The sequence below is a fragment of the Roseomonas genomospecies 6 genome (assembly GCF_008365375.1).
In the GTDB taxonomy this organism is placed as follows: Bacteria; Pseudomonadota; Alphaproteobacteria; order Azospirillales; family Azospirillaceae; genus Azospirillum.
Window position 1 is genome coordinate 1 of the sequence record NZ_QOKW01000011.1, and the last position, 24,588, is coordinate 24,588.

Genomic DNA, 24,588 nt, shown 5'->3' on the forward strand with positions numbered 1-24,588 from the left:
GGACCGCTGCCCGTTCCGCGCTGCGCTACCGGGGTCCGGTGCGGCGCGTCGGGGCGCTGTATCTAGAAGCTTCGACTTGCTCTGTCAAGCCTTTGTTTTCACGCCGGCCAAACTTTACTTCGTCTCACCTTCGGCACTTCTGCCGTTCCCTTGCCGCCGTCCCGCTTCTCAGCGGCCCCGGCGTCGTGGGAGCCGGGTTATAGGCCGCTCGGCCGAGCCCGGCAAGCGCTTTTTTCAGCGATGAGCGATTTTTCTCGGCGGGGCCGGGCGGCCGATGGTGGAGATCGACGCGGCGGCGGCGACGACTAGGGGAGCAAAGCGCTCCTCCGCCTCCTGCGGGGTGAAGCGGGAGCGTGAAACGGCGATGTTGATCGCCCCGATGGGCGCCCCCGCCGGATTGACGATGGCCGCCGCCAGCGACAGGTCGCCGTGGTAGTATTCCTCGAAGGCGGTGGCGTAGCCGAGACCGGCGCTCCGCTCGATCTTCGCCAGCAAATCCTCCCGCCGCCAGGTGGTGTTCGGCGTGTAGGGGTGCAGGTCCATGCGGTCGAGCCGGTCGCAAACCTCCTCCATCGGCATCCGCGACAGCATCGCCACCCCCGGCGCCGTGCAGTAGGCCGGCATCCGCATGCCGATGACGACGTCGGTGTTGAGCACATGGCGGCTCATGAAGCGCGACACGAAGACGATCTCCGTGTCGTCCAACTCCGTCAGGTTGATGGTTTCCTCGGTCGTCTTGCTGAGGTGCATCAGATACGGCATCGAGCGTTCGAGCAGCCCGTTGCCGCGCAGATAGTGGTGGCCGAGGTCCAGCGTCTTGACCGTCAGTTCGAACCGCTTCGTCTCCGGGTCCTTGCGCAGGTAGCCCAGCCTTTCCAACGTGTGGGTGAAACGCTGCGCCGCGCTTTTGTCCATGCCGACGATGGTCGCGATCTGGGTCAGACTCATCGCCGGGCGCGCGGCGTCGAACGCGTTCAGGACACGGAACGCCTTTTCCACGGACATCACCATCAGGGGATCGCCACTGCGGGCGGCGCCTTCCTCCTTCACCGGGGCGTCGCCGGAAGGCGCGTCGCCGGGGGGGAAATCCGTGTCGGACGGTCGGGAAGACGGACGGCGCGGGGCCATGGCGATCGGTCCTGTGGTTCGTGTGCGAGAGATACCGTTGACAGCCCTAACAAAGCAAGCCAAGCTATTCAATACATCGTATCGCATATCAATACGACGCGCAGCCCGACGAGGCGACGGATCGCCAGCACAAGGCGCGCGGAAGACCCGCTTACAGGAGTAGACCTGTGTTCAAATTCATCCTCACCGAGGTTCGGGGTCCGGTCGGCATCATCACGCTGAACCGCCCGGAGATCCTGAACGCCTGGAACAGCGCGATGCGCGACGAGCTGATCGTCGCCTTCGACCAGTTCGAGGGTCAGGACGGCGTCCGCGCGATCATCCTCACCGGGGCGGGCGACCGTGCCTTCGGCGCCGGGCAGGACCTGAACGAGACCAAGACCTTCGACGCCGACCGCGCCGAGGAATGGGTGGCGGAGTGGGAGCGGCTCTACCACCGCATGCGCACCCTCTCGAAGCCGTTGATCGTCGCGCTGAACGGCGTCGCCGCCGGCTCCGCCTTCCAGGTCGCTCTGCTCGGCGACTTCCGCGTCGGCCATGCCGGTGTGCGCATGGGCCAGCCGGAAATCAACTCCGGCATCGCCAGCACCACCGGTCCCTGGATCATGAAGGAGATGATCGGTCTGGCCCGCACCATCGATCTGACCCTATCGGGCCGGCTGATGGACGCGGAGGAATGCCACCGCATCGGCCTCATCAACCGCATCGTCCCGCAGGACCGCGTGATGGCCGAATCCCTGGCCCTGGCCGAGGAGCTGGCTGCCAAGCCGCCGGTCGCCATGCGGCTGGACAAGCAGCGCTTCCGCGAGATGACCGAGGCCGGCTTCCGCGACGCCCTGGCCGCCGGGGTGCGCATCCAGCGCGAGGCCTACGCCTCCGGCGAACCGGCCCGGATGATGGAGGAGTTCCTCGCCAAGCGCGCCGCGAAGCGCGCGTAATCGCGGCTTAATTCCCAGACGTTATTCCAGGGGCGCAACGAACCGCCCGACCATGCCGCATAAAGCGCGCCCACCCGCCGGGATAGAAGAGACAGCCCGGCCAAAGAACAGGGAGTTTCACATGCGTAAGACCTCCGGCTTCTCCATGGACCGCCGCAGCCTGATGAAGGGAGCCGCCGGCGTGGCGCTGGGCGCCACCCTGCCCGCCGGGCTGCTCCGCCCGGCCATCGCCGCGACCCAGATCACCGTCGCCGATCCCGGCGGCCCCTACAGCCCGGCCTTCCGCAAGGCCTTCTACGACCCGTTCGAGAAGGCCACCGGCATCAAGGTCGTCAACGTCGCCCGCGAGGCCGAGCCGACCGCCCAGTTCAAGGCCATCGTGGAAACCAAGTCCTACACCTGGGACGTCTGCACGCTGACCCTCTCGGCCCGCGACATCCTGATGAAGCAAAACCTTCTGGAGCCGCTGAACTTCGCGGCGGCGGACGTGCCCGGCCTGATGCCGGACTCGCTGACCAGCCATTGGATGGGCACCGACGTCTATTCGACCATTCTCGGCTACCGCGCCGACAAGTTCGCCTCCAACGCGCCGCAGAGCTGGGCCGATTTCTGGAACGTCGAGAAGTTCCCCGGCCGCCGCTCGCTGCGCAAGAACCCCATCGACACGCTGGAGCAGGCGCTTCTGGCCGACGGCGTGCCGCTCGACCAGCTCTACCCGCTCGACGTCGACCGCGCCTTCAAGGCGCTGGACCGCATCAAGCCGCACATCGCCGTCTGGTGGACCGGCGGCGCCCAGTCCAGCCAGCTCATCCAGAGCGGCGAGGTGGACATGATCGCCCTGTGGAACGCCCGCGCCCAGGCGGTGATCGACGGCGGCGCCCCGGTGAAGATCAACTGGAACCAGGGCCTCTACTCGATCGAAGGCTGGGGCATCCCGCGCGGCAACCCGCGTGCCGACGCCGCGCGCCAGTTCATCAAGTTCTGCGCCGACCCGTCCCGTCAGGCCGTCTTCACCGAGGTGCTGGCCTACGGCCCAACCAACCTCGACGCCTACAAGAGCATCCCGAAGGAGCGCGCCCAGGCGCTGCCCACCTATGAAGAGAACCTGAAGGTGATGACCATCGCGAAGGAGGATTGGTGGGGCGCCAACCGGTCGAAGATGAACGAGCGCTTCAACGCCTGGATTCTCGGCTAAGCCCGCCCGACGGAAAGGAGACCCGCCGCCATGCTCTCACCGCTCGCACGGGCGCGCACCGCGCCGGTTCAGGCCGGGGCCGCCGCCACGCCGAAACTGCTGGTCGATGGCCTGACCAAACGGTACGGCGCCATCACCGCGCTGGAACCCACCCGCCTGGAGGTTCCGGCGGGCGAGTTCCTGACGCTGCTCGGCCCGTCCGGCTCCGGCAAGACCACGCTTCTTCAGATGATCTGCGGGCTGGTGGAGCCGAGCGGCGGGCGCATCCTGATCGACGGGCAGGACGAGACCCGGACCCCCGTTCACAAGCGGGACATCGGCCTCGTCTTCCAGCATTACGCCCTGTTCCCGCATCTGACGGTGGCCGAGAACATCGGCTTTCCCCTGCGCATGCGCGGCGTCGCCGCGTCCGACCTGGAGCGGCGCGTCAAGGAGGCGCTGGAGATGGTCCATCTCGGCCATCTCGCCGGGCGCTTCCCGAAGGAGCTGTCCGGCGGGCAGCAGCAGCGCGTCGCGCTGGCGCGCTGCTTCGTCTACCAGCCCTCGGTCATCCTGATGGACGAGCCGCTGGGCGCGCTCGACAAGAAGCTGCGCGAGCACATGCAGTACGAGATCAAGCGCCTGCACCGTGAGACGGGCGCGACGATCATCTATGTTACCCATGACCAGGAGGAAGCCCTGGCCATGTCGGACCGCATCTGCCTGATGAACCACGCGCGGATCGAGCAGATCGGCACCCCGCACGACATCTACGCCCGCCCGAAGACCGCCTTCGCGGCGGACTTCATCGGCGTGTCGAACATCTTCCGCGGTCAGGTCCGGCGCGACGGGACCGGAGCGCCGATGCTGGTGACCGGCAACGGCAGCTTCCTCCTGTCCGCCGACACGCCGGACCGTCCGGACGGCGCGCTGGTCGTCCGTCCCGAGCAGCTCGACATCGACGGCGAGGGCGACAACGAGGTGCGGGGCGAGGTGGTGGACACCGTCTATGCCGGGTCCGAGACCCGGGTGCTGGTGTCGCTGGGCGGCGAGGAGACGATCACCGTCCGCTTGCGCCGCGGCACCGCTCCGCCGCGGCTGGGCGAGGTGGTCGCGGTGCGCTGGCGGGCCGACGCCGGGGTGCTGGTGTCATGAGCGCCGCGACCCTGCATCACGACGGCGCCTTCGCGGCGGCGCGGCGGAAGCTGCGCTTCGGCCCGCTGTGGCTGGCGGCCCCCGGCCTCGCCTTCCTCGCCATCTTCTTCCTGTTCCCGGTGCTGCGGCTGCTCGGCCTCAGCGTCCAGGACCTGGAGACCTCGGCCTGGACCGGCGACCATTACGCCCGCATCGTCGCCACGGACGTCTATTTCCGCGTCCTGATGAGCACCTTCCGCATCGCCGGGCTGACCGCCCTGCTGTCGCTGCTGTTCGGCTACCCGCTGGCCTATTGGCTGGCGCAGTTGCCGGAGCGTCAGCGCGGGCTGGCGATCCTGGCGGTGATGGTGCCCTTCTGGACCAGCTATCTGGTGAAGACCTTCGCCTGGATGGTCATCCTGGGGCGGACCGGCGTCATCAACCAGATCCTGTCCGGCACGGGAATGCCGCCCCTGCCGCTGCTGCACAACGAGTTCGGCGTGATGGCCGGCATGGTCCACGCCATGCTGCCGCTGGCCGTGCTGACCATGCTGCCGGTGATGACCACCATCGACCGCCGTCTGGTCCAGGCGGCGGAAACCTTGGGCGCGCCGCCGGCCAACGCCTTCTGGCTCGTCTACTTCCAGCTCTCCTTGCCCGGCGTGGCGGCGGCGGGGCTGCTGACCTTCATCTCCTCGCTGGGCTTCTTCATCGTGCCGGCTCTGCTCGGCGGGCCGCAGCAGACCATGCTGGCGCAGCTCATCATCACCCAGATCCAGGAGATGCTGAACTGGGCCTTCGCGGGGGCGCTCGCCACCTTCATGCTGGTCGCGGCTCTGGTCACCTGCTGGGTCTACGACCGGCTGTTCGGCCTGTCCTCCCTGTCGGGAGAAAGCTCCGGGCGGGCCGGCGGCGGCCAGGGCCGTCTGCGCGGCGCCGGGATGACCGTCCTGTCGGCGCTCGCCAAGGCGTCGAACGCGGTGGGCGGTCCGGTGGGGCGCCTGCTGGGGCCGAAGATGATGGACCGGCTGCTGCCGCTCTACTCCGCCCTGGTGATCGTCTTCCTGGTCGCCCCGGCGCTGGTCGTTGTTCCCATCGCCTTCACCACCTCGCCCTTCCTCGACTTCCCGCCGCCGGGCTATGGGCTGGAGTGGTTCCGGGTCTACTTCAACTCCGACCTGTGGGTGTCGGCGACGATCCGGTCGTTCGTGGTGGCCTTCGCCACGGCGATCCTGGCGACGCTGGTGGCCGGTCTGGCCGCGCTGGCGCTCGCCCGCTCCTCCTCGCGCTGGCGGGGGGCGATCTTCGCCTTCTTCCTGGCGCCGATGATCGTGCCGCGCATCGTCATCGCGGTCGGGCTGTTCTACCTGTTCGCCCAGATCGGGCTGGTCGCCACCGACCTCGGCCTCATCATCGGCCACACGGTGCTGGCCCTGCCCTTCGCCTTCGTTGCCATCTCCGCGGTGGTCAAGGGGCACGACTGGCGGCTGGACCAGGCGGCGGCGACGCTGGGGGCGAACCGCTTCAAGACGCTGATGCTGGTCACCGTTCCGCTGATCCGCGGCGGTCTGGTGGCGGCGTTCCTGTTCGCCTTCATCACCTCCTTCGACGAGCTGACCGTGGCGATCTTCGTCAGCGGCGGCGTCAAGACCACGCTGCCCAAGCAGATGTGGGACGACATGATCCTGCAATTGAACCCGACGCTGGCCGCCGTGTCCGTCGTGGTCTTCGCGATCGTGATGGCCCTGCTGCTGATCGCGGAATGGCTGCGCCGTCCGGCGCGGTGATCCGCGGCAACCCCTTTCGGCCGTAACCAACCGACCAAACGCATTCGAGACCACGCATCATGTCCGATTTCGAAGAAGGGTTCGTCCGCCTGTTCACGCAGGCGGCCCGGACCGGACGCGCCCGCCTGTTCGCCCGCTTCAACGGCGAGGCGCTGAGCTTCGCCACGCTCGACCGCCAATCCGACGGCGTGGCGGCGGAGCTGCGGCGGCTGGGGCTGAAGCCCGGCGACCGCGTGGCGCTGATGCTGCGCAACAGCCCGCTGGTGCTGTCCACCCTGTTCGGCCTCGCCAAGGCGGGGCTGGTCTGGGTGCCGATCAACGCCCAGCAGCGCGGCGAGGGCCTGCGCTACATCATCGAGCATTCGGAACCCGGCGCCATCATCGCCGAGGCCGAGTTCCTGCCGGTGATCGCGGAGACCGGGGCGGTGCCCGCGGGCACGCCGCTGATCGTCCAGGGCGATCCGGCGGCGGCGCTGCGGCTGGAGACCCTGCTGGAATCCGGCGCGGCCTTCGAGGAGGCTCCGCCCGCCCCCGACGACGTCTTCGCCATCATGTACACCTCCGGCACCACGGGGCGGCCCAAGGGCGTGCTGGTGTCGCACCGCATGATGCGGCTGGCCGGCGAGGCGGTGGCCCGCGTCTCCGCCGCCCGCGACGGCGACGTGCTGTTCGTGTGGGAGCCGCTGTACCACATCGGCGGCGCCCAGATGATCGTCATGCCGCTGATCCGCGCCGTGTCGCTCGCCATGGTGGACCGTTTCAGCGCCAGCCGCTTCTGGGATCAGGTGCGGGAGTATGGGGCGACCCACATCCACTATCTGGGCGGAATCCTGCAGATCCTGCTGAAGCAGCCCGTCTCCCCGCGCGACCGCGACCACCCCGTGCGCATCGCCTGGGGCGGCGGTTGCCCCAAGGAGACCTGGACGCCCTTCGAGGAGCGGTTCGGCGTGCAGATCCGCGAATGCTACGGCATGACCGAGGCGTCGAGCATCACCACCTGCAACGACGAGGGCGTGGTCGGCGCGGTGGGCCGCCCGATGCCCTGGTTCACCGTGGAACTGCTGGACGGCGAAGGCAAGCCGGTGCCGAAGGGCGAGCGGGGCGAGATCGTCGTCCGCACTGACCGGCCCGGCGCCATCTTCGCCGGCTACTTCCGCAACCCGGAGGCGACGGCCCGCGCGCTGAAGGACGGCGCCCTGCACACCGGCGACCTCGGTTCGCTCGACGACAGCGGCACGCTGCTGTTCCACGGGCGGATGACCGACAGCGTGCGGTGCAAGGGCGAGAACGTCTCGGCCTGGGAGGTGGAGCATGTCGCGGCCACCCACCCCTCCGTCGAGGACTGCGCCATCATCGGCGTCGCCGCCGATGTCGGCGAGCAGGACATCAAGCTGTTCGTGAAGCCAAAGGCCGGGGCGACGCTGGACATCCCGTCCCTGTCCGGCTGGCTCGGACGGCAACTCGCCCCCTATCAGAACCCCCGTTACATCGCGGTGGTGGAGGAGTTCGAGCGGACCCCCAGCCAGCGCATCATGAAACACAAGCTGTCCCCGGCCTTGGACGGCTGCTGGGACCGGCTGGCCCACTGACGGTGCGTCCCAACTTCCCCCGCGAGCCAACCCGGCCCGCGGGGGCTTTTTTTGGGGCCGGTTCCGCTCCTGCCGCTCCTTTGATCGAGCCTGCCTGACTGAAAGCCCTGGACATGCCGCTGCACCGCTGGTTCTCGAACCGCAAGTTATTGCACAAGATTCTGGTTCCGGTTCTCCTCCTGATGATCGTCATGGGCAGCGTCGTCTGGACCGCCCGGAGCGCGATCTCCGAACTGACCGGTTCCACCGCCCGCATCACCGATCTGGTCGCCGACCGGCTCGGCGCGGCGATCGCCGTCCAGTCGGCCCTCGGCGACGCGATGGACACCGAAGCGAACGCCATCGTCGCCCCGTCCCGCGAAGCCATCGACGCCGCCGACGCGCAGCTCAAGGCCAACATCGCCAAGGCGACCGCCGCCATCGACACGCTGGCGGCGGCCTACGACGATCCGGCGCAGCGCGAGAGCATCCAGGCCATCAAGTCCATCGTCGCGGAGTATGAGCGCGTCGCCCGGACGACCGTGGAACTGGCCCGCATCTTCGACACCGACGGCGCCATCCGCGTGTCCATCGACGTGGGCCGCCCAGTCCGGCAGAAGCTGACCGCGGCGCTGGGCGAGCGGGTCGAGCAGAGCATGGCGGAAACGCGGGAGGCCGAGCGGCGCGCCACCGCCCTGTCCGAACAGGTCATGACGCGGCTCTACATGGTCGCGGGCGCCGGATTGCTGTTCGCCTTCGGCCTGCTGGGGTCCATCGTCCTGATCTTCGTCGTGCGTCCGTTGAACCGCCTGACGTCGGAGATGACCTCCATCGCCGCCGGGGACCTGACCGTCGCCATCCAGGGCACGGAGCGCTCGGACGAGGTCGGCCTGCTCGCCCGCGCGCTTCAGGTCTTCAAGAGCAACGGGCTGGACATGCGGCGCCTCCAGGAGGAGAGCGACGCACAGAAGCGCCGGATGGAGGACGACCGCCGGGCCGCCATGCTCGCCCTGGCCGACCAGTTCGACGCGAACGTGCAGGGTGTGGTTCAGGCCGTGGCGCTGGCCGCCCGCCAGCTTCAGAGCAACGCGCAGACGATGACCGGCGCCGCCGAGACGACGACGGAACAGGCCTCCTCGGTCGCCGCCGCGACGGAGCAGGCGTCGGCGAACGTCGCGACCGTCGCCGCGGCGTCGGAGCAGTTGGGAAGCTCCATCGGCGAGATCGGGCGTCAGGTGAACGGCGCGGCGACGGTCGCCCGCGACGCGGTGGCCGAGGGGGAACGGACCAACGCGCTGGTGGAGCGGTTGTCCACCGCCGCCCAGAAGATCGGCGACGTCGTCAACCTGATCCAGAACATCGCCTCCCAGACCAACCTGCTGGCGTTGAACGCCACCATCGAGGCGGCGCGCGCGGGCGAGTCCGGCAAGGGCTTCGCCGTGGTGGCGGGCGAGGTGAAGGCGCTGGCCACCCAGACCTCGCAGGCGACCGAGGAGATCGCCAGCCAGATCACCGAGATCCAGGCGATCACCGAAGGCACCGTGACGGCCATCCGCAAGATCGCCCGGACCATCGCCGACGTGGACGCCATCGCCGGTGCCATCGCCGCCGCGGTGGAGGAGCAGACCGCCGCAACGCACGAGATCGGCCGCAACATCCAGCAGGCGGCCCAGGGCACCCGGCTGGTCTCCGGCAACATCGGCGGCGTCAGCCAGTCGGCCACCGACGTGCGCGCGGCCGCCGCGGAGGTGCTGGACGCCGCGACCGGCCTGTCCCGCGATTCCGACCTGCTGCGCGACGAGATCCAGGGCTTCATCGCCCGCGTCCGCGCCGGCTGACGTCTGGGCAAATGCGTGGCTCCCGCGTGACCATTTTTGCGCCACGCGGGGGCAGCGCCCCCGACGGCGGATTTCGTGGTAGGATGGCGGTCCACAGTCGGAAGCCTTTGGAACCCATGTCGAGCCTGTCCAGCGGCCTCAACGCCCTCATCGCCACGGTCCTGCGCAGCCACCCGTCGCTGCGGGTGCTGCCGGTGTCCCGCTACACCCAGGATCAGGCCGCCGCCTACGCCGCCGTCAACGGGCGGGCCATCGCGCACGCCGTCGACGGGCGGGGGCGGCAGTCGCTTCTGGTCGCCCTGACCGGGCTGGATTACGTCAGCGTCTGCGACCTCGACCACGACCTGACGGTTCCCGCCGAACAGCCGGTGTCGCTGGTCGTGCCCGAGCTGCGCGGCGGGCTGCTCGCCCGCTTCACCCCGCGCACCGCCGGGGACGTGTGCCGGATCGTCGAGGCCGTCTGCCCCTGATCCGGCGCAACAGTCCTCGCGTTGGGCGCCCACCCAACCCTCCCCCACTTCGCGGGGGAGGGCATTGGGACCTCAGGCGGGCTGCATGCTGCCCGTCTGCTGGAAGCGCAGGTGCCAGGAGAAGGCCTCCTCCAGCAGGTGCGGCGTGTGGCCGCCGCGCTGGAGCGCACGGCGGTGATAATCCATCGCCAGCTCGCGGTAGCTGGGATGGACGCAGTTGCGGATGATCGTCTCCGCCCGCTCCCGCGGGGCGAGGCCGCGCAGGTCGGCCAGACCGGTTTCCGTCACCAGAACGTCCACGTCATGCTCGTTGTGGTCGGTGTGGGTGACCATCGGCACGACGCTGGAAATTTTCCCATCCTTCGCCAAAGACTTGGTGACGAAGATGGCGAGGTGGGCGTTGCGCGCGAAGTCGCCGGACCCGCCGATGCCGTTCATCATCTGCGTGCCGTTGACGTGGGTGGAGTTCACGTTGCCGTAGATGTCGCACTCCAGCGCCGTGTTGATGCCGATCACGCCCAGCCGGCGGATGACCTCCGGATGGTTGGAGATTTCCTGCGGGCGCAGCAGCAGCCGTCCCTTGTAGCTCCCGATCCTTGGCAGGACCTCTGCGTATTTCCCGGCGCTCAGCGTGATGGAGGAGCCCGACGCGAAGGTCAGCTTGCCCGCGTCGAACAGTTCGAAGGTGCTGTCCTGGAGGACCTCGCTGTACATGGTCAGGTCGTGGAACGGGCTGTCGATCATGCCGTGCAGCACGGCGTTGGCAATGGTCCCGATCCCGGCCTGGAGCGGATTCAGCGAGCGGCCCAGCCGGCCCTGCCGCACCTCGCGGTCGAGGAACTCGATCAGGTGGCCGGCGATGTCCTTCGTCTCCCCGTCCGGCGGCAGGATGGTGGCGCTGCTGTCCTGCTTGCGCGTCACCACGATGGCCGCGATCCTCGACGGGTCGATGGGGATGTAGGGCAGCCCGGCGCGGCTTTCCGCCGTCACCACCGGGATCGGCTCGCGGAAGGGGCGGCGCGTCGGGATGTAGACGTCGTGCATCCCCTCCAGGTCGAGCGGCTGGGTCAGGTTCAATTCGACGATGACCTTCTCCGCCAGGATGGCGAAGGTCGCGGAGTTGCCGATGGAGGTGGTCGGGACGATCCCGCCCGTCTCCGTGATCGCGCAGGCCTCGATCACCGCCACGTCCACCGGACCCATCTGGCGGGAGCGCAGAAGCTCCACCGTCTCCGACAGGTGCTGATCGACGAACATCACCTCGCCGCGGTTGATCGCCTTGCGCAGCACCGGGTCGGCCTGGAACGGCAGGCGGCGGGCCAGCACCCCGGCCTCCGTCAAAATCCGGTCCACGTCGTTGCCGAGCGAGGCGCCGGTCATCAGCGTGATCTTCAGGCGCTCCGTCGCGGCGCGTTCGGCCAGCGCCAGCGGAACCGCCTTGGCGTCCCCGGCGCGGGTGAAGCCGCTCATGCCGATGGTCATGCCGTCGCGGATCAGCAGAGCCGCCTCTTCCGGCGTCACCACCTTTCCCCACAGGGACTTCAGGCGAATACGGTCGCGGTACATGGTTGTCCTTTGAACATTCTCGGGCGTTTGCGGCGGCGTTTGCGGCGGATGATCCGCTCGTTTTGTCGTTGCAGGCAGTCATAAGACCCCGTTTCGCAGCGCTGCAATTGCCCGTCCAACATATCAGGGCGACCTAATGGGCATGAATGGCCGCCCTGCGCCGCCGCTTCCGAACGCCCGGTTGTGCCCCGGCACCGCCCTGGGGCATATGGATGAGTCTTCCCGCCGCGAGCCGTTTGCGGCCAATGAGAAGTCCATTCAGGGAGTTTCCGCCGATGCGTTTCTCGTCCCTCACCGACCGCATCCGCGGCGACCGCGTCGCGGCCTGGGACATCCATTTCGCCGCCTGGGCCGCCAAGGGGCGCGGCGAGGACGTGATCGTGCTGAGCGTCGGCGACCCGGATTTCGACACGCCGGCCCCGGTGCGGGACGCCGCCATCGCCGCCCTGCACGCCGGGGACACCCACTACACCCCCATTCCGGGCCGGCCGGAGCTGCGCGCCGCACTCGCCCGCGACGTCGCCCGCCGCACCGGCCTGCCGGTCGAGCCGGAGAACGTCATCGTCTGCGCCGGGGCGCAGAACGGCCTGTTCAACGCCACCCTCTGCCTCGTCGAGGCGGGGGACGAGGTGCTGGTGCCGGAGCCGATGTACCTGACCTACGAAGCCTGCGTCCGCGCGTCGGGCGCCGCGCTGGTCCCGGTGGCCCCGGACGCCGCCACGCTGCGGCTGGACCCGGCGGCGCTGGCCGCCGCGGTCACCCCGCGCACCCGCGCCATCTTCCTGGCGACCCCCGCCAACCCCACCGGCATCGTGATGTCCATGGAGGAACTGGAGGCCGTGGCCGACCTCGCCCGCCGCCACGACCTGTGGGTGGTCGCCGACGAGGTCTACGCCAGCCTGACCTTCGACCGTCCGCACATAAGCATCGCCACCCTGCCCGGCATGGCGGAGCGCACCGTGACCATCAACAGCCTGTCCAAGTCGCACGCCATGACCGGCTGGCGCGCCGGCTGGGTGGTCGCCCCGGCACCGCTGGTCGCCCATATGGGCACGCTGGCGCTGTGCATGCTCTACGGACTGCCGGGCTTCGTGCAGCAGGCGGCGCTGGTCGCCGTCGAGCAGGGCGACGAGGCGGTGGCGGCGATGCGCGAGGGCTACCGCCGCCGCCGCGACATCGCGCTGGAGGCGCTCGGCTCCGTTCCCGGCCTGCGCTGCCTGAAGCCGGAGGCGGGCATGTTCATGCTGGTGGACGTGCGCGGCACCGGCCTTCCGACCATGGAGTTCGCGTGGCGGCTGTTCCGCGAGACCGGCGTGTCGGTGCTGGACGCCGGCGCCTTCGGCCCGGCGGCGGCGGGCTGCGTCCGCCTGTCCTTCGCGGTCGGCGAGGCCGAGCTTGCCGAAGCCTGCCGCCGCATCGCCGCCTTCGTGACGGGGTTGGAGGGGGTGCTCTGATGACATAGCCCTCTCCCCGGAGGGGAGAGGGGACTCTCGACGCCCCCTCGACTCTGTTACCGAGCGTTACAAATCTAACCCCTTCTGGACATATTCCGCGCGCGGCGCCGTGATAGCGTCCCGCCGGGATCGGGGCCCGGGATCGGAGCTGGGCCGCCGGCCTCCCTCCCGACGCGACTTTCCGGACGACGCCCGCAGGCGATGAAGGACCCGATGGATTTGGATACGCCCCTCAAACCGCCCCCCGCGCCCGGGACGGACAACCCCGCCACGGCAGCACCGGAGTCCCGCAGGGACCAGCGGACCGGCGCGCCGAAGCGCCGCTCGATCCTGGGCCGGGTGGTGGCGTGGCTTGTGGTGCTGTCCCTGATCGGCGGCGGGGTGTGGTGGTTCGCCTTCCGCCCGGCGCCGGAGATGGCGGCGCGCGGCGGCCCCGGCGGCTTCCGGCCCGGCATGCCGACCGCCTCGCCGGTGGTGACCGCCACGGTGGAGAAGGGCGACATGCCGATCCGGCTGAACGGGCTGGGCACCGTCTCGTCGCTCGCCACCGTCACGGTGCGCCCGCAGGTCGGCGGGCAGCTCACCCAGGTCGCCTTCACCGAAGGGCAGACCGTGCAGAAGGGCGACTTCCTGGCGGAGGTGGACCCGCGCCCCTTTCAACTCGCCGTCGAGCAGGCGGAGGCCCAGCTTCTGCGCGATCAGGCGCTTCTGAAGAACGCCCGGCTGGACCTGGAGCGCTACCGGCTGCTGGTCAAGCAGGACTCCATCGCCAAGCAGCAGCGCGACACCCAGGAATCGCTGGTCCAGCAGTATGAAGGCACGGTGAAGGCCGATCAGGTCGCGGTGGAGAACGCCAAGCTGAACCTGTCCTACACCCGCATCACCGCACCCGTCTCGGGCCGCGCCGGGCTGCGGTTGGTCGATCCCGGCAACTACGTCACGGCGGGGGAGGCCGGCGGCATCGTCGTCATCACGCAAGTGCAGCCGATCTCCGTCCTGTTCACCCTGCCGGAGGACAACATCCCGGCCATCATGAAGCGGCTGCGCGACGGGGCGCACCTGCCGGTGACCGCCTACGACCGGACGCGCGACCGCGTGCTGGCGACCGGCACCCTGACCACGGTGGACAACCAGATCGACGTGACCACCGGCACGGTCAAGCTGCGCGCCCAGTTCGACAACGCCGACCAGTCGCTGTTCCCCAACCAGTTCGTCAACGTCCAGCTTCTGGTGGACACGCTGGCCGGTGTGCCGATGGTCCCGGTGGCCGCGGTGCAGCGCGGCGCGCCCGGCACCTACGTCTATGTGGTGAACCGCGAGGACAGCACGGCTTCGGTCCGCCCGGTGACGCTCGGTCCCAGCGACGGGGCGAAGACCGTGATCACCAAGGGCCTGCGCCCCGGCGAGACGGTGGTGACGCAGGGTGCCGACCGGCTGCGCGAGGGCGCGAAGGTCGCGGCGACCGATGGTTCGGCCCAGCCGGCGGCCCCCGCACCGTCCAGCGAGGGGCCGCGCCCGCAACGCCGCCCCCAGCGCAACGCATCGTGACGGCGGCGCAGCGCGGCGGACCTTCCCCATGAACATTTCCCACCCCTTCGTCGTCCGCCCGGTCGCCACCTCGCTGCTGATGCTGGCGATCCTGCTGGTCGGGGCGGTGTCCTACCGCTTTCTGCCGCTGTCGGCGCTGCCGGCGGTGGAATACCCGACGATCCAGGTCCAGACCTTCTTCCCCGGCGCCAGCCCGGAGGTGATGACGTCCTCCGTCACCGCCCCGCTGGAACGCCAGCTCGGCCAGATGCCGGGGCTGGTCCAGATGTCCTCGGTCAGCGCCGCCGGGGCGTCGGTCATCACGCTCCAGTTCGGGCTGGAACTCAGCATCGACATCGCGGAGCAGGAGGTGCAGGCGGCCATCAACGCCGCCGGCAACCTGCTGCCCTCCGACCTGCCGGCCCCGCCGATCTACGCCAAGGTCAACCCGGCGGACGCGCCGATCCTGACGCTGGCGCTGACCTCCAAGACCCTGCCGCTGACCCAGGTGCAGGATCTGGCGGACAGCCGCTTCGCCCAGAAACTCTCGCAGCTTCCCGGCGTCGGTCTGGTCAGCCTCAGCGGCGGGCACCGGCCCGCGGTGCGCATCCGCGCCAATGTCCAGGCGCTGGCCGCCTATGGCCTGAACATCGACGACCTGCGCAGCACCATCAACACGGCCAACGTCAATTCGCCGAAGGGCACCATCGACGGGCCGACCCGCAACTACACCATCAACGCCAACGACCAGCTCCGCCGGGCCGACGAGTACAAGGACCTCGTCATCGCCTACCGCAGCGGCGCCCCTGTGCGCCTGTCCGACGTGGCCGACGTGCTGGACAGCGCCGAGAACACCCGGCTGGGCGCCTGGATGAACGACACGCCCGCCATCCTCCTGAACATCCAGCGCCAGCCCGGCGCCAACGTGATCGAGGTGGTGGACCGGGTGAAGGAGATGCTGCCCAACCTGACCGCCGCCCTGCCGGGCTCCGTCGAGGTCGCCGTCCTGACCGACCGCACCGTGACCATCCGCGCCTCCGTCGAGGATGTGCAGACGGAGATGATGGTGGCCATGGGGCTGGTGGTCCTGGTGATCTTCCTGTTCCTGCGCAACATCCCGGCGACGGTGATTCCCAGCCTGTCGGTGCCGCTGTCGCTGGTCGGCACCTTCGCGGTGATGTATCTGGCGGGCTTCAGCCTGAACAACCTGTCGCTGATGGCGCTGACCGTCGCGACCGGCTTCGTCGTGGACGACGCCATCGTGATGATCGAGAACATCGCCCGCCATGTGGAACGCGGCGAATCTCCGCTCCAGGCCGCGCTGAAGGGATCGAAGCAGATCGGCTTCACCATCGTGTCGCTGACCGTCTCGCTGATCGCGGTGCTGATCCCGCTGCTGTTCATGGGCGACGTGGTGGGCCGGCTGTTCCGCGAATTCGCCATCACGTTGGCCGTCACCATCCTGATCTCCGCCGTCGTCTCGCTGACGCTGGTGCCGATGCTCTGCGCCAAGCTGCTGCGCCACCGCGAGCCGCGGGAAATGTCCGCCATCGCCCGGCGCAGCGAGGCGTGGTTCGACGCGGTGATCGCCGGCTATGGCCGCACTTTGCGCTGGGTGCTGGACCGTCAGGGGGCGACGCTGCTGGTAGCTGCCGGGACGCTGGCGCTGACGGTGGTGCTCTACGCCGCCATCCCCAAGGGCTTCTTCCCGGCGCAGGACACCGGCCTGATCCAGGGCGTGACGGAGGCCACCCAGTCCGTCTCCTACGCCGCCATGGCGGAGCGGCAGCGGGCGCTGGCGGTGGAGGTGCTGAAGGACCCCGACGTGGTCAGCCTGTCCTCCTTCATCGGGGTGGACGGCACGAACACCACCATGAACAGCGGGCGCTTCCTCATCAACCTGAAGCCGAAGGAGGAGCGGACGGACCATGTGGCCGACATCATCCGCCGCATCCGCCACAACACCGCCCAGGTTCCCGGGATCGAGCTGTTCATGCAGCCGGTGCAGGACCTGACCATCGACGCCACGGTCAGCCGCACCCAGTACCAGTTCGTCCTTGAGGACGCGAACCCCGACGAACTGCGCGTCTGGGCGCCGAGGCTGCTCGGCCGGCTGGCCGAACTGCCGGAGATCACCGACGTCACCAGCAACCTTCAGGAAAAGGGCCTGTCGGCCGCCATCACCATCGACCGCGACACCGCCGCGCGCTATGGCGTCACCACGGCGGCCATCGACAACGCGCTCTACGACGCCTTCGGCCAGCGCATCGTCTCCACCATCTTCACCCAGGCCAACCAGTTCCGCGTGATCCTGGAGGCCGACCCGGACCGCATGTCGGTGGACGAGCTGCTGACCTCCATCCACCTGCCCTCGGCGGGCGGCGGGCAGGTGCCGCTGGCCGCCTTCGCGCGGATGGAGGTGCGCAACGCGCCGCTCCAGATCAACCATTACGGCCAGTTCCCGGCGGTCACCGTCTCCTTCAACCTCGCGCCGGGGGTGTCGCTGGGCGCCGCGGTCGAGGCCATCGAGGCGGCGGAGCGGGAACTCGGCCTGCCGGCCAGCGTGCTGACCCGCTTCCAGGGCGCCGCGCTGGCCTTCCAGGCGTCGCTGGGCAACCAGCTTCTGCTGATCCTGGCGGCCATCGTCACGATGTACATCGTGCTGGGCGTCCTCTACGAGAGCTACATCCACCCGATCACGATCCTGTCCACCCTGCCCTCGGCGGGCGTCGGGGCGCTGATCGCGCTGATGCTGGCCGGGCACGATCTGGACATCATCGCCATCATCGGCATCATCCTGCTGATCGGCATCGTGAAGAAGAACGCGATCATGATGATCGACTTCGCGCTCGACGCCGAACGGGAGGAGGGCAAGCCCCCGCGCGAGGCGATCTATCAGGCCTGCCTGCTGCGCTTCCGCCCGATCCTGATGACGACCATGGCGGCGCTGCTGGGCGCCCTGCCGCTGATGCTCGGCACCGGCACGGGGTCGGAGCTTCGCCAGCCCATGGGCGTGTCCATCGTCGGCGGGCTGATCCTCAGCCAGCTTCTGACCCTCTACACCACGCCGGTGATCTATCTGGCCTTCGACCGGCTGGCCGCGCGTTTGCGCGGGCGCCCCGACGGGCAGACGGAAGGGGCCGCACGATGAGCTGGGCGGCCAACCTGTCCGCGCCCTTCATCCGGCGGCCCGTCGCCACCACCCTGCTGACGCTGGGGCTGGCGCTGGCCGGGGCGCTGGGCTTCCTCGGGCTGCCGGTGTCGCCGCTGCCGCAGGTGGATTTCCCGACCATCTCGGTCAGCGCCTCGATGCCCGGCGCCAGCCCGGAGACGATGGCGGCCAGCGTCGCCACACCGCTGGAACGGCATCTGGCGCAGATCGCCGACGTGACGGAGATGACCTCCTCCAGTTCCGCCGGATCGACGCGCATCACGCTCCAGTTCGGGTTGAGCCGCGACATCGACGCCGCGGGCCGCGAGGTGCAGGCGGCCATCAACGCCGCCCGCGCCGACCTGCCGTCCAGCCTGCGGAGCAACCCGACCTACCGCAAGGTCAACCCCGCCGACGCGCCGATCATGATCCTGACCATGACCTCGGCCACGCTCAGCCAGGGTCAGCTTTACGATTCCGCCGCGACGGTGCTCCAGCAGAAGCTGTCGCAGGTGGAGGGCATCGGGCAGGTCACCATCGGCGGCAGCTCGCTTCCCGCCGTGCGGGTGGCGCTGAACCCCCGCGCGCTGTTCCAGTACGGCATCGGGCTGGAGGACGTGCGGGCGGCCATCGCGTCGGCCAACGCCAACGCCCCCAAGGGCGCCGTCGAGGACGGGGATCTGCGGTTCCAGATCTACACCAACGATCAGGCCCGCAAGGCGGAAGAATACCGCTCCCTCATCATCGCCTACCGCAACGGGGCCGCGGTCCGCCTGTCCGACGTGGCCGAGGTGTCGGACAGCGTGGAGGATCTGCGCCACGCCGGCATCACCAACGGCAAGCCCTCCGTCCTTCTGATCCTGAACCGCCAGCCGGGGGCGAACATCATCGAGACGGTGGACCGGGTGAAGGCCATGCTGCCGGAGCTTCGGGCCTCCATCCCCGCCGACATCGACCTGTCGGTTTCCAGCGACCGCACCACGACCATCCGCGCCTCGCTGGCGGAGGTGGAGCACACTTTGATCATCGCCGTCGGGCTGGTGGTGATGGTGGTGTTCCTGTTCCTGCGCAACGCGCGGGCCGCCCTGATCCCCAGCGTGGTCGTGCCGGTGTCGCTGGTCGCCACCTTCGGCGCCATGTATCTGCTCGGCTACAGCCTGAACAACCTGTCGCTGATGGCGCTGACCATCGCCACGGGCTTCGTGGTGGACGATGCCATCGTCGTGCTGGAGAACATCGCCCGCCACATCGAGAACGGCATGTCCCGCACCCAGGCCGCGCTGCGCGGCGCGCGGGAGGTGGGGTTCACCGTCCTGTCGATGAGCGTGTCGCTGGTCGCCGTCTTCATCCCGATCCTGCTGATGGGCGGAATCGTCGGGCGGCTGTTCCGCGAATTCGCTCTCACGCTGTCCATCGCCATCCTCGTCTCGATGGTCGTCAGCCTGACCACCACGCCGATGATGTGCGCCGTCCTGCTGCGGGAGCCGCGCAAGTCCAGGGAGCCGGGCCGCGTCGTCGGCGCGTTGCGGCGCTTCGGTGCCCGGATCGGCGGCGGCACGCTGCGCCTCTACGACCGGACGCTGACGGCGGCGCTCGACAACAGCCTGCTGACCATGGTGGTCTTCGCGGCGACCGTGGTGCTCTCCGTCCATCTCTTCACGATCATTCCAAAGGGCTTCTTCCCGCAGCAGGACACGGGCCGCCTGAACGGCTTCGTCGTGGCGGACCAGAGCACCTCCTTCGCCCTGATGAAGGAGAAGATGGAGCGCTTCGTGGCGCTGGTGCAGGCCGACCCGGCGGTGGACACGGTGGTGGGCTACACCGGCGGCAGCCGGACCAACAGCGGTTACATGGCCGTCTCGCTGAAGCCATTGGCGGAGCGCGGCGTGACGGCGGACGAGGTGATCGCCCGGCTGCGCACCCAGCTTTCCCAAGTGCCCGGCGCCAACCTGTATCTGTCGGCCATGCAGGATCTGAGGGCGGGGGCCAGACAGGCCAACGCCAATTACCAGTTCACCCTTCAGGGCGACACGCTGGACGAGTTGCAGACCTGGGCGCCCCGCCTGACCCAGGCGCTTCAGCAGGTCCCGGAACTGACGGAGGTGAACTCCGACCAGCAGCAGCGCGGGCTGGCGCTGGAGGTCACGGTGGACCGCGACGCCGCGGCGCGGCTGGGCCTGTCCTACAGCCAGATCAACAACACGCTCTACGACGCCTTCGGCCAGCGCTCCGTCTCGACCATCTTCAACCCTCTGAACCAGTACCGCGTCATCATGGAGGTCGCTCCCCAATACCGTGAGGACCCGGAGATGATGAAGGACCTCCTCATCAGCACCTCGGGCGGGGCGGTCAGTGGGACGCAGGCGACCAGCGGCATCGCCGGGGCGGCCACGGCCGACACCGAGGCCGCGCGCAACCAGCGCATCAACCAGATCGCCAGCACCGGGCGCACCGCCGCCTCCACCGGATCGGCGCTCAGCACGGGGGTGGAGACGATGATCCCGCTCTCGGCCTTCGCCCGCGTCTCGCTGGAGAACACGCCGCTGTCGGTGAACCACCAGGGACCGTTCGTCGCGACCACCCTCTCCTTCAACCTCGCCCCCGGCGTCTCGCTGGGGGAGGGGCTGGCCGTCATCCGCCACACCATGGACCGCATCAGCGTGCCGACCACCATCCAGGGCAGCTTCCAGGGCACCGCGCGGGTGTTCCAGCAGTCCATCGGCGATCAGCCGGTGCTGATCCTGGCCGCGCTCCTGGCCGTCTACATCGTGCTGGGCGTGCTGTACGAGAGCTACATCCACCCGCTGACGATCCTGTCCACCCTGCCCTCCGCCGGGGTGGGAGCGCTGGTCGCGCTGATGGCGTTCAACAAGGAGTTGAGCATCATCGCGCTGATCGGCGTCATCCTGCTGATCGGCATCGTCAAGAAGAACGCGATCATGATGATCGACGTGGCCCTGGAGGCGGAGCGGAGCGAGGGGCTGGACCCGCGCACCGCGATCCACCGCGCCTGCCTGCTGCGCTTCCGCCCGATCATGATGACCACCGTCGCCGCCCTTCTGGGCGCCCTGCCGCTCGCCATGGGCAGCGGCGACGGGGCGGAACTGCGCCAGCCGCTGGGCATCGCCATCGTCGGCGGTCTGGTCGTCAGCCAGATGCTGACCCTCTACACGACGCCGGTCACCTACCTGTACCTCGACCGCTTCCGGCTGTGGTGCCGGCGGCGGCAGCGGCCCGGCGCGAGTGTCGCGGTATGATGGCGGCGTTCGCCGACCAATCCCTCTCCCGCCCCGGGAGAGGGTGCCCGCGACAGCGGGCGGGTGAGGGTCGTGCGAGGATCGAGGCGCTGATCCTCGGCGGCACCCTCACCCTTCCCACGCCTGCGGCGCGGGCCCCTTCCCTCTCCCGGGGCGGGAGAGGGGATTGACCGTGGATGGACCTGACATGACGACGACGTTCGGGCGGCGCGCCCGTCTCCTGGGCACGGCGCTCGGCGCCCTCACCCTGCTGTCGGCCTGCGCGGTGGGGCCGGATTACGAGCGGCCCTCCGCCCCCGTGCCGCCCGCCTACAAGGAGGGCGGCGTCACCCCCGTGGCCTTCGCCCCCGCCATCCCACGGGAGGACGGCTGGCGCCCCGCCGCACCCGGACAGACGGAGGCCGGTCCCTGGTGGACCGTCTTCCGCGATCCGGTGCTGGACGGGCTGATGCAGCGGGTGGAGGTGGACAATCAGAGCCTGAAGGCGGCGGAGGCCGCCTACCGGCAGGCGAAGGCGCTGGCGGACCAGGCCCGCTCCGGCTACTTCCCCATCCTGTCGGCCAGCGGCGGGGCGGACCGGGCGGGCACCGTGGGATCGGGCAACCGCAACAGCTCCGGCATCACCGGCGGCCGGATCGGCAACCCGGTGACCACCTACGACGCCGGACTGGGAGCGAGCTGGGCGCCGGACCTGTGGGGCCGCATCCGCCGCTCGGTGGAGAGCAACGACGCCAACCTCCAGGCCAGCGCCGCCGACCTCGCCGCCGCCCGCCTGTCGGCGCAGGCGCAGTTGGCCTCGGCCTATTTCCAGTTCCGCGTGGCGGACGAGCGCAAGGCGCTGCTGGAGCGGGCCATCGCCGCCTACCGTCAGTCGCTGGAGATCGCCCGCAACCGCCACGCCGTGGGCACGGCGACGCTGGCCGACGTCTTCACGGCGGAAACGCAGGTCCGCTCCACCGAGTCGCAACTCGTGGCGCTGGGGGTGCAGCGCGCCCAGTTCGAACACGCCATGGCGGTGCTGGTCGGGCAGGCGCCCGCCGCCTTCGCGCTGGCCCCGGCGCCGCTGACCGCCACGGTTCCGGCGGTCCCGCCCGGCGTGCCCTCGGCCCTGCTGGAGCGCCGCCCGGACATCGCCGCGGCGGAGCGGCAGATGGCCCAGGCCAACGCCCAGATCGGCATCGCGGAGTCGGCCTGGTATCCCGACGTGGTGCTGACCGGCTCCCTCTCCAACAGCGCGACGATCCTGCCGCGGCTGTTCCAGGCGCCGACCGCGATCTGGGCGGTCGGGGCGCAGATCGCGCAGACCCTGTTCGACGGCGGCACGCGGGAGTCGGAGGTGGCGCTGCGCCGCGCCGTCTTCGACCAGAGCGTGGCGCAGTACCGCCAGACAGTGCTGACCGCCTTCCAGGAGGTGGAGGACCAGCTCGCCGCGCAGCGCATCCTGGCGCAGCAGGCCACCGTCCAGGACGACGCCGTGCGGCTGGCGCGGGAGGCCGAGCGGCTGACCCTGAACCAGTACCGGGCCGGCACCCTGCCCTACAGCAGCGTCCTGACCGCCCAGACCGCCGCGTTGTCGGACGAGGAGAGCGCCTTGTCCGTCCGGCAGAGCCGCCTTCTGGCCGCCGTGGCTCTCCTCCAGGCGCTGGGCGGTACGCCGGATTTTTAATCCGGATATAGGCTGGACTACCCCTTCGGATTCGGCGTCGGAAGGGGTGCGGCGGCGGTCCGGCCAATTCCTTGGAAAAACTGATGAAATCCACGCTTTTGCGACGGAGGGAGGCGGCGCCGGGGTCATCCGGCTGGACGGGCTAGCCCGCAATTTCAGTAACGGGGGCGGGAACTTGCGATTTATCTGAGTCCCGTGCATTCAACCCCCAAGAAGAGCAGGCGTAGCATGATCCTCGATGCTCGCTCGGTGTCGTCCGACACCAAACTAGACGCCGACCTCTGCATCGTTGGCGCCGGCGCCGCGGGGCTTGCCATAGCCCGTGCGCTGGCCGGTTCCCGCTGGAAGATCGTTCTTCTGGAAAGCGGCGGGCTCGACCCCGACGGCCACACCCAGTCGCTCTACGCCGGGGAGAATCTCGGCCTGCCCTACGAGCGCCTCGCCACCGCGCGCAGCCGCTATTTCGGCGGCAGCACCAATTGCTGGGGCGGCTTCTGCCGGCCCTTCGAGCCGATCGACATGGAGGCGCGGCCCTGGGTGCCGAACAGCGGCTGGCCCTTCGGGCCGGAGATGCTGGCCCCCTACCACGCCCGCGCCCACACCCATCTGAACCTGCCGTCGCGCATCTACGACAACGCCCATTGGGAAAAGGCCCTCGCCCCCGAGGGGATCGGCTTCCTGCCCGTGGAGGGCGGCGCCCTGGAGAACCGCGTCGCCCAGATCAGCGACCAACCGCGCGTCGGCGTCTCCTCCGTGGACGAGATCGTCCAGGCCACCAACATCGCCTGCTACCTGAACGCCAACGTCACCGAGTTCGAGACCAACGACACCGCCACGGTGGTGGAGCGGGTCCGCTGCGCCGCCCTGAACGGCGCCCGCTTCACCGTCAGCGCCCGGCAGTTCGTCCTGTGCTGCGGCGGCATCGAGAACGCCCGCCTGCTGCTGCTCTCCAACCGGGTGCAGAGCGCCGGGCTGGGCAACACCCACGATCTGGTCGGGCGCTACTTCACGGATCACCCGCGCATCAAGGCCAGCTCCGTCCGTCTGACCGATCAGGCGCGCCATCGCCGCCTTTACGACATGACGCTGACCCTGTCGCGCCGCCGGCTGAACGCCAAGCATCTGCCCATCGCCGCCTCGCTCTCCCCGACGGCGGAGGCGCAGCGCCGGCTGGGGCTGCTGAACTCCCGCAGCTATCTGGTGGCGCAGTACCATGGCGAGGCGACCGCCGGGGTGCGGGCGCTGCACGACCTGCGCATGCTGATGTCCGACCGGCGCAAGTTCGGCCACGCCGAGGGCGACCTGCGCGCCCTGCTGCGCGAGGCGATGCCGCAGATCGCGCTGCATCTGCCGAACCTCGCCTACGCGCTGTTCGACAATGTGGTGAACCCGGCCTGGGTGGCGCGCAGCTTCCTTCTGGAAACCATCGTGGAGCCGGTACCCAACCCCGACAGCCGCGTGACCCTGGCGGCGGAGCGCGACGCGCTGGGCCTGAACCGGGCCGACACCATCTGGCGGCTGACCGCGCAGGACCGCGACAACTTCCTGCGCACCCACGAGCTGGTGCGGACGGAGCTGACCCGCCACGGCCTGATCACGGTGACGGAAGCCGACCCGCAGGAGGCCGCCGAGCGCGCCTGGGCGGAGCGCATCTCCTGGTGCTGGCACCATATGGGCACGACCCGCATGCACGATGACCCGAAACAGGGCGTGGTGGACGCGCGCTGCAAGGTGCACGGGGTGCACAACCTCTACATCGGCGGCAGCTCCGTCTTCCCCAGCATGGGCTGCGACCATCCGACCATCAACCTCGTGGCTCTGGCCTTCCGGCTGGCCGAGGAGATGTCGGCCCGCCTGCAGCACGACCGCGCCGTCACCGTGGAGGACCAGCAGGCCGCCTGAACGGGAGCCGCCTGAACGGGAGCCGCCC

The 24,588-nt window shown here is 69.5% G+C and carries 15 protein-coding genes; 13 read left to right on the forward strand and 2 right to left on the reverse strand.

Annotated features, from left to right (window positions below):
- Nucleotides 1-234: 234 nt before the first annotated feature.
- The gene (locus DS843_RS15140) at nucleotides 235-1,128 is read right to left on the reverse strand and encodes an IclR family transcriptional regulator (RefSeq protein WP_149469730.1); all 894 of its coding nucleotides are present in this window, start codon (nucleotides 1,126-1,128) and stop codon (nucleotides 235-237) included.
- Nucleotides 1,129-1,295: 167 nt separating this feature from the next.
- On the opposite strand from DS843_RS15140, the gene DS843_RS15145 reads away from it, so the two are divergent.
- The 7 genes from DS843_RS15145 to DS843_RS15175 all read left to right on the forward strand — a co-directional run bounded on the left by DS843_RS15145 (nucleotide 1,296) and on the right by DS843_RS15175 (nucleotide 10,037).
- Entirely contained in the window at nucleotides 1,296-2,066 is a 771-nt protein-coding gene (locus tag DS843_RS15145) for an enoyl-CoA hydratase/isomerase family protein (protein WP_149469731.1), read from the forward strand.
- A gap of 121 nt (nucleotides 2,067-2,187) precedes the next feature.
- Nucleotides 2,188-3,261 carry a polyamine ABC transporter substrate-binding protein gene (locus DS843_RS15150; protein WP_149469732.1) on the forward strand — a complete coding sequence of 358 codons (1,074 nt, stop codon included), beginning with the start codon at nucleotides 2,188-2,190 and terminating at the stop codon, nucleotides 3,259-3,261.
- A 30-nt stretch (nucleotides 3,262-3,291) separates the two neighbouring features.
- Nucleotides 3,292-4,395: an ABC transporter ATP-binding protein gene (locus DS843_RS15155; RefSeq protein WP_149469733.1), complete on the forward strand. Its 1,104-nt coding sequence runs from the start codon at nucleotides 3,292-3,294 to the stop codon at nucleotides 4,393-4,395.
- Complete coding sequence (locus DS843_RS15160) at nucleotides 4,392-6,161, forward strand: ABC transporter permease subunit (protein WP_149469734.1); 1,770 nt, start codon at nucleotides 4,392-4,394, stop codon at nucleotides 6,159-6,161. The genes DS843_RS15155 and DS843_RS15160 overlap by 4 nt, the downstream gene beginning before the upstream one ends.
- A 59-nt stretch (nucleotides 6,162-6,220) precedes the next feature.
- Nucleotides 6,221-7,750, forward strand: coding sequence for an AMP-binding protein (locus tag DS843_RS15165; RefSeq protein ID WP_149469735.1), 1,530 nt, complete (start codon nucleotides 6,221-6,223; stop codon nucleotides 7,748-7,750).
- Between the two features lie 113 nt (nucleotides 7,751-7,863).
- Nucleotides 7,864-9,567, forward strand: a complete 1,704-nt coding sequence (locus DS843_RS15170; protein ID WP_149469736.1) for a methyl-accepting chemotaxis protein — start codon at nucleotides 7,864-7,866, stop codon at nucleotides 9,565-9,567.
- 116 nt (nucleotides 9,568-9,683) lie between these two features.
- On the forward strand, nucleotides 9,684-10,037 hold the full coding sequence (locus DS843_RS15175) for a DUF1285 domain-containing protein (RefSeq protein ID WP_149469737.1): 354 nt from the start codon (nucleotides 9,684-9,686) through the stop codon (nucleotides 10,035-10,037).
- A gap of 72 nt (nucleotides 10,038-10,109) precedes the next feature.
- Here the strand turns inward: DS843_RS15175 and DS843_RS15180 are convergent, their stop codons facing one another.
- Nucleotides 10,110-11,603, reverse strand: coding sequence for an acetyl-CoA hydrolase/transferase family protein (locus DS843_RS15180; protein WP_149469738.1), 1,494 nt, complete (start codon nucleotides 11,601-11,603; stop codon nucleotides 10,110-10,112).
- Between the two features lie 275 nt (nucleotides 11,604-11,878).
- Here DS843_RS15180 and DS843_RS15185 point away from each other — a divergent pair, with 275 nt between their 5' ends.
- From DS843_RS15185 to DS843_RS15210, 6 genes are all read left to right on the forward strand, one after another.
- Nucleotides 11,879-13,057: a pyridoxal phosphate-dependent aminotransferase gene (locus tag DS843_RS15185; RefSeq protein WP_149469739.1), complete on the forward strand. Its 1,179-nt coding sequence runs from the start codon at nucleotides 11,879-11,881 to the stop codon at nucleotides 13,055-13,057.
- 213 nt (nucleotides 13,058-13,270) lie between these two features.
- Nucleotides 13,271-14,605 carry an MdtA/MuxA family multidrug efflux RND transporter periplasmic adaptor subunit gene (locus DS843_RS15190; protein ID WP_149469740.1) on the forward strand — a complete coding sequence of 445 codons (1,335 nt, stop codon included), beginning with the start codon at nucleotides 13,271-13,273 and terminating at the stop codon, nucleotides 14,603-14,605.
- Between the two features lie 28 nt (nucleotides 14,606-14,633).
- Complete coding sequence (locus tag DS843_RS15195; RefSeq protein WP_149469741.1) at nucleotides 14,634-17,735, forward strand: MdtB/MuxB family multidrug efflux RND transporter permease subunit; 3,102 nt, start codon at nucleotides 14,634-14,636, stop codon at nucleotides 17,733-17,735.
- The gene (locus tag DS843_RS15200; protein ID WP_149469742.1) at nucleotides 17,732-20,992 is read left to right on the forward strand and encodes an efflux RND transporter permease subunit; all 3,261 of its coding nucleotides are present in this window, start codon (nucleotides 17,732-17,734) and stop codon (nucleotides 20,990-20,992) included. Before DS843_RS15195 ends, DS843_RS15200 begins: the two co-directional genes overlap by 4 nt.
- A 187-nt stretch (nucleotides 20,993-21,179) precedes the next feature.
- Nucleotides 21,180-22,658, forward strand: coding sequence for an efflux transporter outer membrane subunit (locus tag DS843_RS15205; protein ID WP_149469743.1), 1,479 nt, complete (start codon nucleotides 21,180-21,182; stop codon nucleotides 22,656-22,658).
- Nucleotides 22,659-22,886: 228 nt separating this feature from the next.
- On the forward strand, nucleotides 22,887-24,560 hold the full coding sequence (locus DS843_RS15210) for an FAD-dependent oxidoreductase (protein ID WP_149469744.1): 1,674 nt from the start codon (nucleotides 22,887-22,889) through the stop codon (nucleotides 24,558-24,560).
- The last annotated feature ends 28 nt before the right edge of the window (nucleotides 24,561-24,588 follow it).

Bases quoted from the DNA above. Each gene is read 5' to 3' on its own strand.
- DS843_RS15140 (WP_149469730.1), bottom strand. From the start codon at position 1,128: ATGGCCCCGCGCCGTCCGTCTTCCCGACCGTCCGACACGGATTTCCCC.
- DS843_RS15150 (WP_149469732.1), top strand. From the start codon at position 2,188: ATGCGTAAGACCTCCGGCTTCTCCATGGACCGCCGCAGCCTGATGAAG.
- DS843_RS15155 (WP_149469733.1), top strand. From the start codon at position 3,292: ATGCTCTCACCGCTCGCACGGGCGCGCACCGCGCCGGTTCAGGCCGGG.
- DS843_RS15160 (WP_149469734.1), top strand. From the start codon at position 4,392: ATGAGCGCCGCGACCCTGCATCACGACGGCGCCTTCGCGGCGGCGCGG.
- DS843_RS15165 (WP_149469735.1), top strand. From the start codon at position 6,221: ATGTCCGATTTCGAAGAAGGGTTCGTCCGCCTGTTCACGCAGGCGGCC.
- DS843_RS15170 (WP_149469736.1), top strand. From the start codon at position 7,864: ATGCCGCTGCACCGCTGGTTCTCGAACCGCAAGTTATTGCACAAGATT.
- DS843_RS15175 (WP_149469737.1), top strand. From the start codon at position 9,684: ATGTCGAGCCTGTCCAGCGGCCTCAACGCCCTCATCGCCACGGTCCTG.
- DS843_RS15180 (WP_149469738.1), bottom strand. From the start codon at position 11,603: ATGTACCGCGACCGTATTCGCCTGAAGTCCCTGTGGGGAAAGGTGGTG.
- DS843_RS15185 (WP_149469739.1), top strand. From the start codon at position 11,879: ATGCGTTTCTCGTCCCTCACCGACCGCATCCGCGGCGACCGCGTCGCG.
- DS843_RS15190 (WP_149469740.1), top strand. From the start codon at position 13,271: ATGGATTTGGATACGCCCCTCAAACCGCCCCCCGCGCCCGGGACGGAC.
- DS843_RS15195 (WP_149469741.1), top strand. From the start codon at position 14,634: ATGAACATTTCCCACCCCTTCGTCGTCCGCCCGGTCGCCACCTCGCTG.
- DS843_RS15200 (WP_149469742.1), top strand. From the start codon at position 17,732: ATGAGCTGGGCGGCCAACCTGTCCGCGCCCTTCATCCGGCGGCCCGTC.
- DS843_RS15205 (WP_149469743.1), top strand. From the start codon at position 21,180: ATGACGACGACGTTCGGGCGGCGCGCCCGTCTCCTGGGCACGGCGCTC.
- DS843_RS15210 (WP_149469744.1), top strand. From the start codon at position 22,887: ATGATCCTCGATGCTCGCTCGGTGTCGTCCGACACCAAACTAGACGCC.